Below are 17,000 nucleotides of genomic sequence, written 5' to 3'. Positions count from 1 at the left end.
CCGCGATGGCAACCACGACTTATACCCAAGTTTCCGTCGACGCCGCCGTTCGGGCGATGCTCGAGCTCCCGGTCGGTGCCCGAAAGGCCGCCCGCGACGCCATCGCCGTGACTGTCCTCCACCAGATCGCCCGACTCTCTCGCGGGTGGTGCCGCGTGGGCGGGGACCTTGGTCTCGCGCAGCTGGAGGACGTCGAGGCGGAGGCCGCATGCTTCTACCTTGAGGCGCTCCAGGAGATCGCCACCGGCCGCGGGCCAGATCCGGAAAGCATCCGGAATTGGGACGCGTACCTCGGTACGCGGGTCGCCTTCCAAGTCTCCGCCTGGATCCGGAAAACTTCGACCACGGGTGTCCCCGGTTCTAGTAGCGTGGCCCGCCGTGCGACCAGGGCGTCGCATGTCGTTCAGCGCTTCGAAGCTGAGCACGGCCGAGAGCCGACCGCCCAGGAACTGGTCACGGCGTCCAACGCCGAGATGGCCGCCCGGCGCTCCAACCCGGGAAAGCAGGGTGCCCTGCTTTCGATCGCCGAAGCCCGGAGCGTCCTCGGGCAGGACACCGAGGCGCGCCGCGCATGATCTTCGCATGAGCGTCACCGACGAGGTTTTCTGGATCGAGCTCGCTACCGGCGAGCTCTGGATCGCGCACGAAACTGCCGACTTGGTGGCGGGGTTCATCCCCGGCTACCTCGACCTCGATCCGAGCGAGCGCGAGGCCGCCCGGCGGGCCTTCGCGACAACTGTTTCGGCTGTCGTCCAGCATGAGCTCTTCGCAAATGCGATCACGGCCGGAGCAGTCGATCTGGCTACGATTTCTGATAGTGCAGTCGACCGGATGCTCGGATACGGGGAACCTTACGACGGCTCGCCGTGGCTCGAAATAGTGCCGCTTGTCGTCCTCGGCGGGAGCGATGACGGATGGCGGCCGCCGCCCGGGAATGTCATCGTCTTTGACGCACGACGGGACGGGGCGTTTATTCTTTCGCTCGCCGCTATCGGGAAAATTCGGACGCTCGGGTTGCTCTCAGGGCCAGCGCTCTTGCCGCATCCGTTGGGGCTCTGACCCGGCACGTCCAACGGCACGCCTGCCCGCGGCGAATAACTCTCGCAGCGCTCCATACAACGCCGGCACGCTAGTTCCGGCACGCCCAGCGTGAAGTCCACCGTCTCGAACAAGCCCGCCCGGCACGCCCAGCGCGGAGTCCAGCGTCACGGCCACGCTGGCCGCACGTGAGCTCGACCGTCCGCTCTGGCGGGTGTCATCATAGGTCGTTCAGGTCCCCGCGTTATCGAGCAGGTCGTCCACGGTGATCTCGCCGCGGGCCCATTGATCCAGGAGATTCAGCCATTCGGCACGCAGCTCGACGCCCTCGAGTCGCGCTGATGCGACCGCATCGTGAACCGCTCGGGCGCGACGCGCGGACTCTGCCGGGGTCAAAGGGTCCCCGGCTGTCGCGGCTATCTTGCTCCCGTCGCGTACCGGTGAGCGCTCAACAGCCATAAGGAAGTGTCGCTCGTCAGGTCAACACCGGTGAATTGCAGCGCTACGGTCGCCCCGCAATTGAAGAGATGTTGTCCCTCAGGTATGCGGCCAGCGCGGCGATGTCCGGATAAATCGTCGACCGACTGTAGGAGAATCGCGACTCCAAGACGCCCCTGATGTCTTCCTTGGCCTTCTGAATAATTCGCCAACTGAACGTCGGAGAGAAGTTCGGCTGATTCGGCCCAGGCCGTGTTGCAGGGTGGTTCGTCTTTGTGAAGATCGAAGCAGCAGCAAGCAAGTCCGCCTTCTTCCAATAGTCGCTTGACGTCCTCTTCTTAAAGTACGGCGCTGTCTTCTGCGAGGTCATCGGCACCCCGTCGACTACGAAGCCAGCGTTCTGCGCCACTATTCGCGGGTCGTACGCGGGAGGAATCCAAACGCGTCTCTTTGACCCGGTCCCCCAGTCAGCTGCTTGTCGCTGCGCAGATGTCTCGAGATAGTGCCAGAAAGGCAGAGCGAGTCCAGCATTGTGTTCGAGCCGAATCGTAGTGTCGATCTGGGCAATGTCCGGCCTCGACTTCGAGGGGACTGGTCTCGTGGCCAAGGCGAATAATCGGCCGTCCTTGCTAGCGGTGTCGTCGTGCTTTTCAACAGCAAACCAAGCGGCGATGTATGGATTCCTGGTTACATCGATCAGCCGTGTGGGCGCCCCGAAGTGTTGGAGTCGCGCAAGAAGCTCGAGGGGCGACATTCCGTCGAGTCGCCATTCGTCGCGAGCGACGTCAATCATCACACGCTCCGTGCGCACCATCTGATCCTCGCTCGGGTACGGCTGAGCCTCCCGTGGCTTCGCTTCGGGGCCAATCACGCCGTTCGCCTTCATCAGACTTAGAAACAGGCTGTTGTGAAGTCCCCAGTCGGCGTCGCGCGCTCCACGCCAAACAAGTGGAAGCTCCGCGTTCTTTCGAATTAGTTTGGTGACCTCGTCATTGAGGTTGTCGGAGGAATCGATGACGACCTCATCGCGCTCAAAAAAGGATGCCGCCGTCTCCAGCTCGGGCGAGTAGGCAGTGTTCGTCTTATCAACTTCGGCGAATGTGCGCTCCGAGCTGATGGTCGGGCCGACGATGTTCGCCCAGTTGGACACACCTGCAAAACCGAGCCTTTCAATGAGGTCCTCGACGTTTGTTCCCTATAGAGCCAGCGCCGAAGGCTTGAAATAGACAAGACCCTCGGTACTCTTAGCGATCGCAGCCCTGACGGATTCGGACGAGAGTGAAGTAGTCGCATTCTGGGAGGCGAGGGTGGGCATCACCGCCGCAGCGACCGTGGGCTGACTTCCGACATAGCCTTCAGAAAGGGCATTGGGCGGTTTCATCGGAGGCGTGATCGAATCGTCTTTCTTCTTCTCTTTACCCTCTGATGAATCCCCGTTAGCAGCCATGATGACTGTCTTTCATCCGAACGAAGCGCGGCATCTAGTCCTCTCCCTACTCAGCAATCACCAGCGGCGGTAGTGCCTCCACGATCTTCACCGTCTCCACGCTCACCGTGACGATCCGCTTGAGCAGATTGAGAATGTACTCCGGGTCGCCGTGCTCGATCCCCCAGTCGTTCGGGTCGTTGACGATGCCGCTGTCCTTGTCGGTCTTGACTCGGTACCGCTCGAGGATCCATTCGAGCGCTGAACGTGAACCCAACATGTACTCGTGCGCCCCATCCGGGATACCCCGCAGCGTGATCTGGTCGTTGTAGCGGATCGTGGATTTGTCCCAGGCGCCGGCTTTGCCCGCGAAGGTCATCTTTGTGATAAGGAGATCGGGCTCGACGCTGCTGGTCGAGCCCGTCGAGACCTCCGCGGTCAGTGGGTACGGGTCGACGGCCTCGTAGCCGAGGTGCAGTTCGCTGAGCTTGCGCCCAGCCTCAGCGAACGCTGCGAAGTCAGATGCTTCGGCCAGCTTCGGAATGCGGGGCAGCATCTTCTTGAGATCCGCCGCGTAGGTTTCGCGGTAGTCGGGCGAGTGCAGAAGTCCGTAGATGAAGAAGAAGATTTCATCCTTGGTTAGATCGGCACCATAAAGGAGGCGGTATTCGGAGCGGATCTCGTCAGTGATGTTGTCGACGCGCGTGAAAGGATCTCCGTCGCCGAACAGGCTCGGTTGCTCACCGCGCGGCTCGAAGGTGTAGCGGGGGAAGAACTGGCTGTTTGTCTGTCCACCAAAGATCGACAGATCGCTCAATGAGTTCACGATAAGTGAAGCAAATGGCATTGCTGCACCTAGCCCGGTCATGGCGATTCCGTAGTTCTCCTGCGCCGATGTCGGAAACATGGTTTCCAGCTTGTAGACCATGTCGTTCAGTTGGCGATCGAAATAGACGTTCTGCTTGTTGAACGGGCGATATGCGCTGACCTGGAGGGCCTCTGCGCGTGTTGTGTAATGGACGCCTCTGGCAAGGCGTGCCTTGTCTGCCCGGTTCCAGCTAATGCGAGTGGCGTCGAAATCGATCGCGTCGTCAACACCACTAGAAGGTCGGCCGGACTGGGCGAATTCATCAACCTGCTCGTTATAGAACTCGGTCATACGTTTGGTGTTGCGCTTCACTTCTGCGCGTGAGGAGTTGTAGACCCACGAATCGCGAGCCGTCGCGAGCCCCCGCGAGTAGCTGCCGAAGATCGCGTGCCTGGGTGCATCCTTGTCCCCGATGGGCTTGAACTCAGAGAATGTGTCGTCACGTTGGTTGATCCAGTCGCCAGCCGCGTTTGGTTCGAGGTCCTCCCACGGGACGCCAGAGATACTTCCGTATTCGGCGATGAAAACGAGTTTCTGTTCGCGAGTGAGGTAGTCGCCGATGTCGCGGTAGTGGAGGCGACCGTGTTCCGCGGCGTCCGGGTTCTTCACCAGGATTGAGATCGCAATTGTCGCGCGACTCCCGGAGCCAAATGTCTGTCCGCCTTCCTTGCGTGCCTGCTCGCCCGACGTTCGGGTGTTCCCGCGCAGGTTGAACACGTAGAGCGAGGAAAACTCCTCGGTCAGGCTCTTGCGCAGACCATCAGCGGTGTTGCCGTCGAGGAATCCGCCGTTGGAGACGAACGCGACGACTCCGCGGTCCTTGACGCGGTCGCTCGCCCAGCGGATTGCGCGAATGTATGAGTCGTAGAGGCTGTTCTTGTTTTGCGCCGTGGACTTCGCCGCGTAGGTGTCCGCGATGCGCTTGTCGAGGGACTTGTACTTCAAGTTCTGGTTGTTGTCGTTCGCGCTGTCCTGGCCAGCCGAGTAGGGCGGGTTGCCGACCACTACCCGAATGTCGAGTGCGTTCTGCGCTTTCACTCGGTCGTTGTTGTCGCCGAAGATGCCGTGGTCGTCGTACTTGTCGTCGTCTTCGGAACTCTGGAAAGTGTCGGTGAGGACGATGCCGGGGAACGGTTCATACTCTCCGCTTGGGTTGAGTCCGTGGTAGGTCTCCTCGATGTTGATTGCGGCCACATAGTAGGCGAGCAACACGATCTCGTTTGCGTGAAGTTCGTGACGGAACTTGCGTTGGAGGTCTTCTGGCTTGATCAAGCCGGACTGCAGCAGGCGCACGATGAAGGTACCGGTCCCCGTGAACGGGTCGAGGACGTGCACACCTTCGTCGGACAGTGAGGCGCTGAACTCTGTGCGCAGCACGTCGTCGGCGCTCTTGAGGATGAAGTCGACGATCTCGTTCGGTGTGTAGACGATGCCGAGCCGCTCGCTTGTTGCTCGAAACGCGCCGGCGAAGAACTTCTCGTACAACCTTTTAATAGTCGTCTGCTTCGCCGCGGCATCAGTGATTCCGTGGACACTGCGGCGGACGCTGGCGTAGAACCCGGCTAGCTCGTCGGTCTCCGTGTCGAGGTTACTGCCCTCGAGCGCGTCGACCATCTTCTGCATGACTTGGCTGACCGGGTTGTGGTCGCTAAAGGAGTAGCCCTCGAATAGAGCGTCGAACACGGGCAGTGTGATCAGGTGTTGGGAGAGCGTTTCGATCGCGTCGGCTTCAGTGATAGAGGGGTTCAGGTTATCTTGCAGCCCGCCGACGAAGGCTTCGAATTCGGCGCGCAGGCTGGCGTTGGATCCGCTGACAAGGGTGCGGATGCGCAACTGTTGCCGCCCCGCGATGTCCGAGACATCCTTCGCCCAGTTCTCCCAGTAGTCTCGCTCCCCGACCTTGTCGACGATCTTGGCATAAATGGCCTCGCGCCAATCGGCCCCGATTGACGACCAGTCCATAGGGATCGAGGTCGTTTCCCCGTCGCTGCGTTCGACGCCGTCACCGTTGAAAGGATCCCGCACGTCGATCACTTGCAGCTGATCGTCGCTTCGGCCATTGAGGTCGATCTGCTCGATCTTCGCCTCGAACCGCTCATCGTGCGCGCGAAGGGCGCGGAGGACTTCCCAGACGACCTTGTACTTGGCATTGTCGTTGAGGGCTTGCTCCGGTGTTTGGCCAGCAGCGACAGCGATCGGCAAGATGATGTACCCGTAGTCCTTGCCCTCTGCTTTACGCATGACTCGGCCGACGGACTGGACAACATCGACTTGTGAGTCACGCGAGTTGAGGAAGATGACCGCATCCAGCGCCGGAACGTCTACGCCTTCGCTGAGGCACCGAGCGTTGGTGAGGATGCGACAGATGTTTTCGTCCGGATCCTGCTCGGCCTTCAACCAGTCGAGCATCCCGTTGCGGACCTGGACGTTCATCGTCCCGTCAACATGCTTAGCCTCGAGCCGGAGCGGCGCATCACTACCGCGCAGTTCATCTTCGTCGCGAAAACTTACACCGGTGACCGTTCCAAGCCGGCCGTCGAACCCATCAACCATCGATCGGACCTTCTGGGAGTCCTTGATGGAGCGCGAGAAAGCGACTGCGCGACGAAGCGGCTGACGAGCGCCGGGTTCCGTGCCTAGCCCCTGCACGCCGCGTTTGGCAAGTCCGTTATAGATTCCCACGATCCGCGCGGCGTCCGGGATGTTCAGCTCACCGTCAACCGCGAACTGCTCCTGGAACCCGGCTCCGATTGTCCCTTCGTCGACTGCGAGGACGAGGACACGGTAGTCGGCGAGAAGGTCACGTTCGACAGCTTCGCCGAATCCGAGTCGATGGAAGACGGGCCCGAACACCGCCTCGTCATCCATGCTGACGAGCACCGCATCCTTCTCCGACGCCTTAGTCCGAACAGCTTCGGCGTAGATCTTCGGCGTCGCGGTCATGTAGAGCCGCTTGGCCGCCTTGATAGCGATTTCATCGTGGACTCGCAGGAACGCGCTCTCAGTGGCACCAGAAAGGGTGAACCCAGCCGTCCGATGGGCCTCGTCGCAGATGACCAGGTCGAAATTCGGAAGGCCCGCGGCTTGAGCTTTCGCTACTACGTCGATGGACTGATACGTGGAGAAGTAGACGGTAATCCCGTCGCGCGCGTCCGCCTTGGCAACCTCTTTCAGGAGTTGTTCAGTGCTCGTCGTTGCCGGGTAGGCAAGGTCGGAAACGCTGTAGTCCTCGGCGTTCTTCCCGACCTTCGTGTCCGAACAGATCGCGAAGGCACGCATTGGTAGTTTCCGCTCCGCGCTCCACTCCTTCAGAGTCTGGCTCATCAGAGCGATCGAAGGAACAAGGAAGAGCACCGAACCACCAACGCCAGCTACGGACTCAGCTATCCGGAGACCCGTGAAGGTCTTCCCCGTCCCGCAGGCCATGATCAGCTTGCCGCGCTCCGAGTCGCCGAAGCCGAGCTCCACATCCTTCAGCGCCTTCACCTGATGCGGACGCAAGTTCTTCGGAGCGCCACGGTCGAGCTCATCCGGGTTGGTTAGCGAGTACCTCGACCAATCGATCTCGGATTCGGCCAAGTCATCGACGCCAATTCGCCACGTCTTGACGTTTTGATTGACGAGCGCGTCGTCGGCGTGCTTCGACCATTTGTCGGTCGTTGAAATGATGGTGCGGCTGGTGAACGGGTGCTTGCCAGACGCGGTGAAGAAACTGTCGATGTCGCTCTTTTGGAGGTAGTGCGTCGGGTCGTAGAACTTGGCCTGGATGGCGCAGTAGCCGCCGCCCCAGCGTTCCTTCGCAACAAGATCGATGCCAGTATCCGGCTTGCCATCGCGATCCGGCCAATCCTGCCAGAGCCAGACATCCGAGAAGCGGGCTGTCCAGACTGGGTCGGTGGTCAGGTACGCCTTGGTGAGCCGTTCGAAGAGGAGCCCCTTCTCTCGCGTGTCCCTCGCCATCGAGGCGTACTGAGTCAGAAGGTCATTAATAGTGGTTGGCATTGAGTCCCCGTGTTGCTGCGGCCCGACCGACTGCAGCATCAGCCGACAATCACTCGCCAGACTATTGCAGGCGAGGTGGGGCGAGCCGCTGCGTCGGTAGCACGCGTCATGGCGCCGCGAGGTCCAGGGTTGCTATCGGCGGCGACCTTGTGCGCTTTTGGCATCGTGCGCCCCACCCTAGCGAGCAACGGGTCGGGGAATCCTGGATTTGCGTTGCATCGCGGATCGAATCTAGGTTCGCGTCTCGTTGTGAGGGTCGGAGCACTTCTCACGGGGCATGAGCCTTGTTTCGGGGGGCGCTGAACCTGACGGTTTATCTATAAGCTCATGCCATGTTCGGTGAGGAAATGCACGCTGCCGGCGTTGAAGGCGTGCAAAACGCGAAGCGGTGGCTCGATGCAACCACCAGGGCCGACGTTCATTGGATCTTCCCGAACGAGGCAGCTCGGCCGAGGTTGTCCTTCAAGTGGGCCGACGGCCGGGATTACGCCTTCGATATCGGTGGGCTCTTCCGCGGAGGTGACCTCGCAAATCGGACGTTTCTGGGCGAGGTCAAGAATTACAAGACCATCGGCGGACAGCCGGAGATGTACCGCGAATACCTGGCCGGCTGCTATCGAGCTCGCCAACTCAATCCGAGCATGGCCGACCAATTCATGTGGATCACTTGGAACCCTTTCCTCGTCGACTCCTGGGCCAAGCTGACCACGGCCGACGAAGTACGCTCGGCGGTGATCAAGTACAGCAAGCAGACGCTCGGCGTTGATCCGGAGCAAGCCGAGGCTCACATTCCCGCCGGTACCTGCGAGGCTGTGGCAGAAAGTCTGTGGCTACTCGTACTTTCGTCTCGCCACGAGCTTTTGATGCTCTCGCTCGAGGATCGCAAAGCGGTTATCGCCGCCCAGATGGATCGGGGCATGAGATGAGCACTGAGGTCAACGAGACGCTGCAAGGCGCTCTCTCCTTGGCGCTCGCCGGAGCAACGTCATTTGACACCATCTCCGGGGTAAAGAACGTGATTACATCCCATTTCCGCGGATTGAAATCGGGTGCCGCAATTCGGACTACCGACTTCTTCAACCACTCCTTTGCGCCTGACCTGACCCTCTCGTGGCCAAACGGAACGGAGCCGAGCCGCCAGGTGTTCCTGCGATTCGCCGATAACCTCAACGTCATCTCCGCCAATGTGCAGGAGGACCTTCCGACGGGATCTGTGGTCGTCGGCCTCGGTTCGATGGCGCAGCGCGAGGAGTCGGCGCAGTTGTCGGGCGTCTCCCGCGAGCGGGACACGCTCGTGCTCGATCCTGGAGGTTTCGAGGCCCTCGAGGCGTCTGCGCGAGTCGAGAAGTTCGACGCTCTCGTCCCGACCGCCGTAGCAAAGGGCGGCCGCGGCCTCTTCGACACCGAAAAGGCCGAAGCAGTTGCAACAACCCTGCACAGCGGAATCCAGGGAGCCACCCGCGCAGACGCACAAGAAACAGGGGCCGCCGCATCGGTTAGTGAATCTGATTTCGCGCCGATTCAGGCCAACGCGCTCGAGTACCTGCTCCAATCTCTGTGGCTCGGCAGCGGTGCCTCAGGCAGCGACTTCCCGGGCACCTTCAGCCCTAAGAATCGCATCGGTCCGAAGGAGCTCCAGCTACTCCTCGACACCGTGGAGATCGACGACCTCCAGTTCTGGAGGAACCTCGGTAAAGATATAGCGCTCCGCGACGTCATCGAGCTCGGATCGGTGAAATTCCCCAGCAACCTGTCGCGCCTCGTTCGAGCAAATACCGACCGCTTTCTTGTCAAAGTGGCCTGGATCCGATCGGAGCTGGGCAAGATCACCCCTCCCGGTGCGCCAGCGCTCGAATGGGTGCTGGAAGACGATCTACTTCGCCTCGATGGACCCCACTACTCCGCCCACTTCGCTCGAAAAAAGAACCGCGTCGAGCGGCTAGCTCATGCAAATCCCCGCGATGGGATCTCCCCGGAGACCCTCGTCGAACGAGGAGAAGGATTCAGCGTCCAGGAGATCACAGCCGCAGACGGAAGCAGCCGAGTCGTGTTCTCGGCAGATGACGTCGTCCGCGATCGCCGCACGGAAAAGCTCGCCCGTGAGTTCTCTCTGGAAGCGAAAATAGCCCGAGCGCGCGCTTCACTAGGTAGCGGCACACACGTCAACATCGACTTTGAGAGATCCACGGCAATAGCCGTAACGAGCAGCACGCCGCCGCTTGGGGACTTCGCTTCAATCTCAGTTCAGGCACTCGTCGACCTACAGCCGGCTGACCGGACCGCGCTCGCCGAGTTCCTCGCGCTCCCCGCGGAGATCGTCACGGAAGCGCCCACACTTCTCGACCTGGACTAGCCGATTCCGTAGGCATCTCGCCTAGCCCATCTCCTCAATCCGCACCCGAATCATCGCGACGTAAGCCGCCTCCCGATCAACCGCAGTAACCGCACCAGCGCCCGCTCTAAGAGCCGCTTCCGAAACGGCACCCGACCCGGCAAACGCATCGAGCACCGTCGATCCAGGCTTCACCACCAGCGCTGCGAGCCATTCCAGCAGCTGCTGGGGTTTCTCGGTCGGGTGCGGCGCTTCCGCTAGGCGCTGTCCGGCCGAAGAGCGGGCCCGCGGCGAGTAGCGCAGCCGAGTGAAGAACCGTGAAGCCGGCTCCTTGCCCGAGGCGTATTTCGTCCTGCCTTGCGAATCGATCTCAGCAACTATGCATCCATGGGCACACGCCGTTTCCACGCAGTCCTCGGAGTGCTCTAAGAGCAGATTGCCGGGAAGCCGGCCGCTTCCGTGCGGGACGCTGAGCGCATCGCGGTTCGCTATGGACCACGAGGAACGATCCGATACTCGACCCGGCCGACGAGCGCGGTTCTCGGCGGTGGGCGGGACGGTGGTGCGCGGGGTGCGGAAGGCCCAGTCGCTCTCATGCAGGCGAGTCGCGTCGATGTTCAAACCGCCGGCGCCACCGGTCGCGATCGCTTGCACGAGGCTGGCGCGTGGGGCCAGGTTGCGCGCGAGGGTTATCGGTTCGTATGTCGGTGAGAGGTGCGTGCGGAATCCCGTGTAGCTATCGGCCAGGGCCTCAGCGCCGGTCTTCCGGAGCTCCTTCTCCAGGTCGCGATTCCCCGCTTGGTAAGCGTGGGATTTCACCCAAGCAATAGTGTCAATGACCTGCCATCCTGCGTCTTCGAGTGCTGTCATTTGGCGATGCGATGTTCGCGGGTGACCGAAGGCAGCGAGGATCCCGCCAGGTTTCGTGACCCGGCGGAGCTGTGACCAGAGTGCGGGATCGAAGGCGATCGAGGAGGTGTCCCAGTTCGATCCGGAGTTCTTCGTGATCGCGAGACCATAGGGTGCATCGGCGATGACTGAGTCAAAAGTCCCATCGGGGATCTCGCGAAGAGCGTCGTTGATGTCGGCGTGAATCAGCGCAAATTCGGGCAAGTGGGCTCCCCCGGGTCCAACCATGCAGCGGAGCGCCCAGTTTAGCGAGCGGGCGCTATCGGTGGGTCTGGGTCTATCACCAGCTCGAATACCCGCAGCGGAGCGTCGGTCTCGATCAGCACCCATTCACGAAGGCTCAAATTGGCGCGGGCCGCCCAGCGGGACGCGTCCCGGAATGGGCCGGCTAGGACGTAGCGGCAGGACCGCCCGGGCGCTTGCTGAATCGAATTCAGGGTCATAGGAAGAGCATGCGCAAGGCGGTTCTATTCGCGAAGCGCTGGTGGCGAATCTTCATCCCGCGCATGTAGGAAATATGAACCCCTACCCACCCTCACCAGTCCATTACGCCATCGGCGGCGAGACAATGACCGGCGGCGAGATCTGGGTCGGCACCATTGCCGAGCTGGTGACGGCCCTCATCGACAGGCGCTCAAATGGCACGCTGCCGGTCACTGGGCCGCTTCGGGCGGCGAGTCGGGAAGCCTTAGGTACGGCGATTGCTGCGGAGCGACAGCTCGAACTGGTGAACCGCGCGATCCAGCGAGGTGAATTCTCATACGACCGCCTGATCGACGAAGAGCTCGAATTGCTGCTCCACGCCCGCGGGGAAATCGATTTGGCCGGGTGTGAGTGGCGTGTTGTGGAGGTGCCTCTGATAGTCATCCGGTCGATCGCGTTGCCGGCTGTACCGAGCGGCCATGTGGTCGTGGTTGATGTGACTTCAGACCGACGCTTGATTGCCTCCTTGGTTGGCACTGGGTTACTCGCCGCGGGTCGACTCGACTCGACTGGCACGGTCCGCGAGCACGGGCGGCAGTGAGCGGAAAGACGCTCAAAACAAGTGTCAATAAGCGGGTTTGTGACCTATTCGGGAGTGGTTTGGGGCGGTTTTTCTGGTCGAGGGTTTTCGGTGCCGCGCATGTATCTGGTGCACATCACCCCAGATCACTCAGGAGCACTAGCCTCATGACCACCACAACCTCAGTAACCGACGTCGTATCGCCCGGCAATTCCTACGCACCTCTTTGGTCGGCTGAGCAAATTGCGGAATGGGGAGGTCTTCACATCGGGACGGTTCGCAACTGGGCTTCAACGGGGCGACTTCCGATGCCAAGACGACTGGGCCGGGCGGTCCGTTGGGACGCGGACGACATCATCGAGTGGTTCTCGAAGGACACCGAATTTAAGGCGGCGAGCTAGTTGGTCGGACGGCCCGGACTGGCGCTCGGTGCGTGGGGCAGTATCTCGATTTCGCCTGACCCTGCCAAGTTTCCAAAGGCGGGAGCATACCGAGCCCTAGCGACCTATCGTGACAAACACACGGGGGCTAGACGCCAAGTGACAGCCAGTGGGAACACTGGGCCAAAAGCAGAGGCTGCGTTATCCGAAAAGCTAAGAGCCCGAACTGCCGGGGGCGCCGCGGCAGGTAGCGATGTCTTAAATTCGGAGTCCACAATGAAACATCTCGCGGCTCATTATCTGGCCAGCCTAGATTCGAGCAACGCCGCTTCTGGCACGAAAACTCGCTATCGGCGGACGGTCGAGCTGAAGATAGTGCCAGCACTGGGCGGTCTCCGGCTCCGAGAGCTTTCAAGCGGAAAGTTCACCGCTGCCATCACCATAGAAGCGAAACGCTCGCCTTCAGAGGCCAAGATTATGCGAGCCGTTTGCAACGGAATGATGCGCTTCGCTCTAATCCACGATGCGGTAAATACAAATCATGCGCACGGCGCGGCCCTGGATCTGAAAGATCCCAACAAGAAAGAGCCACGGGCGCTGACACCCGAAGATGCCATCGGGCTTTTCGATCTCATCGACGCGGCGCGAGCGGCCTCGAGGCCGGGACCTGTGGTCAGGAAAGGGCTAGACGATCTTCGAGACGCGCTTCTACTCGGGCTAGCGACGGGGCTTCGAATTTCGGAAATCACGGCGATCCACGAGGAAGACATCATCTGGGAAGATCCGGTACGAGTCAAAATTCATCGAGCGAACGTCTACCAAGAGGGCACTGGGCAGAAGATCGGTCCAGGACATTGGGAGCATCCGGGTGGACAGGTTATTCAGCCCCATACCAAGACGAAAGACCGCCGCTTGGTAGCCGTCGATGAGTTCGGATCGGCGATCCTGAAGAGGCGGCTAGGCGATCTGGGTCAGAACGGATTACTCTTCTGGGCACGCGGAACTCGCGGGCCGGTCAGCTTGAACAACATGCGCAGGGTTCTGCGGCGAGTCACAGGCGAAACAGCCCTCGACTTTGTGAGCACACACACCATGCGGCGTTCGCTAGCCACCGAGGTTGAGCGCGTGCTCGGGGTTGAGGTCGCACAGAAGGTTCTGGCGCACGGCGAGCTCTCAACAACCATCCGCGGCTACATAGCCCGTGAGACCACTACTCCAGACGTCCGCGAGATTAGCCGAAAGTTTGGCCGCGCAGACAACTAGACGTTCGGGACCGGAAGCCCCGTTGCTTCGTCTGGCATCAGGGCTTTCCCTGCCGAGAGGCTTTCGTGATAAACGTTGAGCGCCCGCCGACTCAACGCTTAGTCAACGGAAATTGGGGTGATCCACGGTGATTTCGGATGATCTCAGATGACATGAACAAAGTCCGTACACCTTTGTTTGCTGGGGTAAGACCCGTATTTTGTGCACCCCCCCGGACTTGAACCGGGAACCCACTGATTAAGAGTCAGTTGCTCTGCCAATTGAGCTAGAGGTGCGTTCGGCGCTCACCGCAAACGGGAGAACCAAGGGACAACATTAGCATCGCCGGGGAGGTGTCGCGAACCGTCCTCGGCAGACGGCGGATCCGTAGGATTGGGCACAGCAATCACCGCAGTCGAAGGAGCACAGCGTGACGACATCAACCAGGCTCGAGGCCGGCCAGGCCGCCCCCGCATTCACCCTCACCGACCAGGACGGATCCCCCGTCTCGCTGAGCGACTACGCCGGCGACAAGGTCATCGTGTACTTCTACCCCGCCGCATCCACTCCCGGTTGCACGACTGAGGCCTGCGACTTCCGCGACAACATCAACTCGCTCAAGTCGGCCGGCTACACGGTGCTCGGGATCTCGAAGGATGCCGCACCGGCCCTCAAGAAATTCCAGACCGAGCAGGGACTCAATTTCCCGCTGCTCAGCGACCCCGACCTCGCCGTGCACAACGCGTATGGCGCGTACGGAGAGAAGTCCCTCTACGGCAAGACCGTCACCGGCACCATCCGGTCCACCTTCGCTGTGGACGAGGCCGGTGCCATCACCCTTCCGCTCTACAACGTGAAGGCCACCGGGCACGTCGCCTCGCTGCGTAAGAAGCTGGGAATCGACGGCTGAGACCCGGCGGCCCGAGATCGATCCCGGCTATTCGACCGGGGCCTCGTCCCGACGACGCGTCGCGGCGATCACCGACGGGGTGAAGAGCAGGATGATCACGCCCGCGGCCGGCAGGATGAGCAGCCACCCGATGTCCGGACGGGAGAACGGCGCTGGGAAACTGCCGATCCCCACGGCGATCTGGAGGATCTGCCAGGTCATCGCGCCGCTACGGATCCAGGACCGTCCGCGCAGAGCGTGAACGGCCATCGTGCCCACCCAGATTGCCGCCAACACGTCTAACAGGAGCAGGGCGATCGCGGTCGCGATCGAGTCCGGACGGGCCACGAGCAACTCGATGACGAGGTAACACGCGACCGCGACGAGGGCCGCGCATTCGAGCGCCAACAGGAACGCCAACAGGAGCAGAAGCGCCGGCCGGCGCGAGACTCTCGGTTCACTCATAGCTGTGGAACCCCGTCCGACTATTGATTTGCTACAACCAGTATGAGATTCTATGTGAGGTTGATTTGCACTCACAGGGCCGTGAGCATCCACCAAAACCCCCGGAAATCTTTCCCCAAGGTTGGGTCTATGACCCTGCTCAGGGCTCTATGGCCCTGCGTTCGCAACAAAAGGAGCACCCCCAGATGGACTGGCGCGACAAAGCCGCATGCCTCACGGCCGACCCCGAACTCTTCTTCCCCGTCGGGAACACCGGTCCGGCGGTCGACCAGATCGACAAGGCGAAGGCTGTTTGCGCACGCTGCAGCGTCACCGAGATGTGCCTCCAGTACGCGCTCGAGACCAGCCAGGATTCCGGCGTCTGGGGCGGCCTCAGCGAAGACGAGCGTCGCGCTCTCAAGCGCCGCGCTGCTCGCGCCCGCCGCGCTTCCTAGGTTTCGATTCGGAGGGGTCTCGACGCGGGCGCTAGAGCGCCTCACTCGACCAGCGGCCGTGACGGTTACTTCGTCAGCCAGGCCAGCGGAATCTCGATGGTCACCTCTGTGCCGCTGCCCACCATGGTGTGCCAGTCGATGGTGCCACCGAGTTCACCCTGAATCAGGGTGCGCACAATCTGGGTGCCGAGGCCTGAGCCGACCTTGCCCTCTGGCAGGCCACCGCCGTTGTCCCGCACCTGCACGGTGAGCGTCTCCTCGCTGCGGTCGGCGATGATCTCGACGTTGCCTTCGCGACCGGCGAGTCCATGCTCGACGGCATTCGTCACGAGTTCGGTGAGCGCGAGCGAGAGTGGCGTTGCGTACTCGCTCGGCAGCGCACCGAAACTGCCGGTGAAAGTGGGATGCGCCTTCGTGTTGTGAGTGGATGCCACCTCGGCGATCAGCTTGAGCACCCGGTCGAAGACCACGTCGAAATCGACGTTCTGGTTCAGGCCCTCGCTCAGGGTGTCGTGGACGACCGCGATGGCCGCGACCCGGCGCATCGCCTGGTTCAGTGAATCGCGCGCCTCGTCGGTGTGAGACCGCCTCGCCTGGATGCGCAACAGCGAAGCCACGGTCTGCAGGTTGTTTTTCACGCGGTGGTGGATCTCGCGGATGGTCGCATCCTTCGTGATCAGCTCGCGCTCCTGGTGTCGCAGCTCCGTGACATCCCGGCAGAGCACTATCGCGCCGACCCGTTCACCGCGATCCCGGATCGGGATGGCACGCAGCGACACCGTCACCCCTTTGGCCTCGATGTCCGTGCGCCAGGGAGCACGTCCGGTGACGACGAGCGGCAGGGATTCATCGACCACGAGCTTTCCGCTGAGCAGTGTCGTCGTCACCTCGGCGAGCGACTCGGCCTCGAGTTCACCGGCGAAGCCCATGCGGTTGAAGGCGGAGAGCCCATTGGGGCTCGCGAAGGTCACAATGCCATCGACATCCAGGCGCAGGAGCCCATCTGATGCGCGAGGCGCACCGCGCCGGGGGCCGGTCGGGGCGCCGAGGTCGGGAAAGTCTCCCGCGCAGATCATGGCGAACAGGTCATTGGCGCACTCGTTGAAGGTGAGTTCCTGCCGGCTCGGCGTGCGCGCTTCGCTGAGATTGGTGTGCCTGGTGATGACGGCGATCGGATGCTCCGTGGTCTGCGAGCCCGTCACCGACAGTCGTCGAAGCACGGGTACCGAGCGCACGCGGGTGGGGGTCTCCTCGTACCAGTCGGGCGCTGCGGAGTCCACGATCTGTGCGGAACGGAAAGCCTGCGTGACCTGGCCCTTCCACTCCGGCTTGATCGCCTGACCGACGAAGTCGCGGTAGAAGAGGGTTGCCGAGCTCGAGGGGCGCGCGTGCGCGACGGCCACGAAGTCGTCGTCGTGGGTGGGAACCCACAACACGATGTCGGCGAAGGCGAGGTCGGCGAGGAGCTGCCAGTCACCGACGAGGAGGTGGAGCCATTCGACATCCGCCTCGTCGGAGCGGCCCTGGGCGAGAACGAGGTCTGAGAGCGTCGACACGAGCCCCAGTTTAGGCGC

General features: G+C 61.6%; 16 protein-coding genes and 1 tRNA gene. 9 read left to right on the top strand and 8 right to left on the bottom strand.

The genetic code is table 11. From position 1 onward, the window contains the following. The first annotated feature begins 5 nt into the window (after window positions 1-5). Together ABIB54_RS03835 and ABIB54_RS03830 are read left to right on the top strand one after the other, a co-directional pair. Window positions 6-575 carry a hypothetical protein gene (locus ABIB54_RS03835; RefSeq protein ID WP_354574186.1) on the top strand — a complete coding sequence of 190 codons (570 nt, stop codon included), beginning with the start codon at window positions 6-8 and terminating at the stop codon, window positions 573-575. Window positions 576-582: 7 nt separating this feature from the next. Beyond that, on the top strand, window positions 583-1,059 hold the full coding sequence (locus tag ABIB54_RS03830) for a hypothetical protein (protein WP_354574185.1): 477 nt from the start codon (window positions 583-585) through the stop codon (window positions 1,057-1,059). A 210-nt stretch (window positions 1,060-1,269) separates the two neighbouring features. Here the strand turns inward: ABIB54_RS03830 and ABIB54_RS03825 are convergent, their stop codons facing one another. Genes ABIB54_RS03825 through ABIB54_RS03810 form a run of 4 tightly spaced genes read right to left on the bottom strand, consistent with a single transcriptional unit; the run spans window position 1,270 to window position 7,811 of the window. Next, window positions 1,270-1,497, bottom strand: a complete 228-nt coding sequence (locus tag ABIB54_RS03825; protein WP_354574184.1) for an antitoxin VbhA family protein — start codon at window positions 1,495-1,497, stop codon at window positions 1,270-1,272. 43 nt (window positions 1,498-1,540) lie between these two features. Beyond that, window positions 1,541-2,626: an FRG domain-containing protein gene (locus tag ABIB54_RS03820; protein ID WP_354574183.1), complete on the bottom strand. Its 1,086-nt coding sequence runs from the start codon at window positions 2,624-2,626 to the stop codon at window positions 1,541-1,543. A 45-nt stretch (window positions 2,627-2,671) separates the two neighbouring features. Then, window positions 2,672-2,923 (bottom strand): hypothetical protein, encoded by a 252-nt coding sequence (locus ABIB54_RS03815; RefSeq protein ID WP_354574182.1) that lies wholly within the window; start codon window positions 2,921-2,923, stop codon window positions 2,672-2,674. A 46-nt stretch (window positions 2,924-2,969) separates the two neighbouring features. Continuing rightward, complete coding sequence (locus tag ABIB54_RS03810; protein ID WP_354574181.1) at window positions 2,970-7,811, bottom strand: DEAD/DEAH box helicase; 4,842 nt, start codon at window positions 7,809-7,811, stop codon at window positions 2,970-2,972. A 293-nt stretch (window positions 7,812-8,104) separates the two neighbouring features. Between ABIB54_RS03810 and ABIB54_RS03805 the strand changes: the two genes are divergently transcribed. Both ABIB54_RS03805 and ABIB54_RS03800 read left to right on the top strand, forming a co-directional pair. Continuing rightward, the gene (locus ABIB54_RS03805; RefSeq protein ID WP_354574180.1) at window positions 8,105-8,698 is read left to right on the top strand and encodes a hypothetical protein; all 594 of its coding nucleotides are present in this window, start codon (window positions 8,105-8,107) and stop codon (window positions 8,696-8,698) included. Continuing rightward, on the top strand, window positions 8,695-10,125 hold the full coding sequence (locus ABIB54_RS03800; RefSeq protein ID WP_354574179.1) for a hypothetical protein: 1,431 nt from the start codon (window positions 8,695-8,697) through the stop codon (window positions 10,123-10,125). Before ABIB54_RS03805 ends, ABIB54_RS03800 begins: the two co-directional genes overlap by 4 nt. A gap of 21 nt (window positions 10,126-10,146) precedes the next feature. On the opposite strand, the gene ABIB54_RS03795 is transcribed toward ABIB54_RS03800, so the two are convergent. Beyond that, complete coding sequence (locus ABIB54_RS03795; protein ID WP_354574247.1) at window positions 10,147-11,241, bottom strand: DNA methyltransferase; 1,095 nt, start codon at window positions 11,239-11,241, stop codon at window positions 10,147-10,149. A 289-nt stretch (window positions 11,242-11,530) separates the two neighbouring features. Between ABIB54_RS03795 and ABIB54_RS03790 the strand changes: the two genes are divergently transcribed. From ABIB54_RS03790 to ABIB54_RS03780, 3 genes are all read left to right on the top strand, one after another. Continuing rightward, window positions 11,531-12,037 (top strand): hypothetical protein, encoded by a 507-nt coding sequence (locus ABIB54_RS03790; protein WP_354574178.1) that lies wholly within the window; start codon window positions 11,531-11,533, stop codon window positions 12,035-12,037. A gap of 146 nt (window positions 12,038-12,183) precedes the next feature. Then, window positions 12,184-12,417, top strand: a complete 234-nt coding sequence (locus tag ABIB54_RS03785) for a helix-turn-helix transcriptional regulator (RefSeq protein ID WP_354574177.1) — start codon at window positions 12,184-12,186, stop codon at window positions 12,415-12,417. Between the two features lie 255 nt (window positions 12,418-12,672). Continuing rightward, window positions 12,673-13,659: a tyrosine-type recombinase/integrase gene (locus ABIB54_RS03780; protein ID WP_354574176.1), complete on the top strand. Its 987-nt coding sequence runs from the start codon at window positions 12,673-12,675 to the stop codon at window positions 13,657-13,659. A gap of 202 nt (window positions 13,660-13,861) precedes the next feature. Here ABIB54_RS03780 and ABIB54_RS03775 read toward each other — a convergent pair. Beyond that, window positions 13,862-13,934 (bottom strand) — tRNA-Lys (locus tag ABIB54_RS03775). 134 nt (window positions 13,935-14,068) lie between these two features. Here ABIB54_RS03775 and bcp point away from each other — a divergent pair. Continuing rightward, window positions 14,069-14,548, top strand: coding sequence for a thioredoxin-dependent thiol peroxidase (gene bcp, locus ABIB54_RS03770; RefSeq protein WP_354574175.1), 480 nt, complete (start codon window positions 14,069-14,071; stop codon window positions 14,546-14,548). A 27-nt stretch (window positions 14,549-14,575) separates the two neighbouring features. On the opposite strand, the gene ABIB54_RS03765 is transcribed toward bcp, so the two are convergent. After that, window positions 14,576-14,992: a hypothetical protein gene (locus tag ABIB54_RS03765; RefSeq protein WP_354574174.1), complete on the bottom strand. Its 417-nt coding sequence runs from the start codon at window positions 14,990-14,992 to the stop codon at window positions 14,576-14,578. Between the two features lie 185 nt (window positions 14,993-15,177). Between ABIB54_RS03765 and ABIB54_RS03760 the strand changes: the two genes are divergently transcribed. Continuing rightward, on the top strand, window positions 15,178-15,426 hold the full coding sequence (locus ABIB54_RS03760; RefSeq protein ID WP_147784762.1) for a WhiB family transcriptional regulator: 249 nt from the start codon (window positions 15,178-15,180) through the stop codon (window positions 15,424-15,426). A gap of 65 nt (window positions 15,427-15,491) precedes the next feature. On the opposite strand, the gene ABIB54_RS03755 is transcribed toward ABIB54_RS03760, so the two are convergent. Beyond that, window positions 15,492-16,982, bottom strand: a complete 1,491-nt coding sequence (locus tag ABIB54_RS03755) for a sensor histidine kinase (RefSeq protein ID WP_354574173.1) — start codon at window positions 16,980-16,982, stop codon at window positions 15,492-15,494. Window positions 16,983-17,000 lie beyond the last annotated feature (18 nt).

It is taken from the genome of Frigoribacterium sp. UYMn621, assembly GCF_040549525.1.
Taxonomy (GTDB): domain Bacteria; phylum Actinomycetota; class Actinomycetes; order Actinomycetales; family Microbacteriaceae; genus Lacisediminihabitans.
The sequence above is the reverse complement of the archived record's forward strand: the minus strand, read 5'-3'. Positions and strand labels throughout refer to the sequence as shown.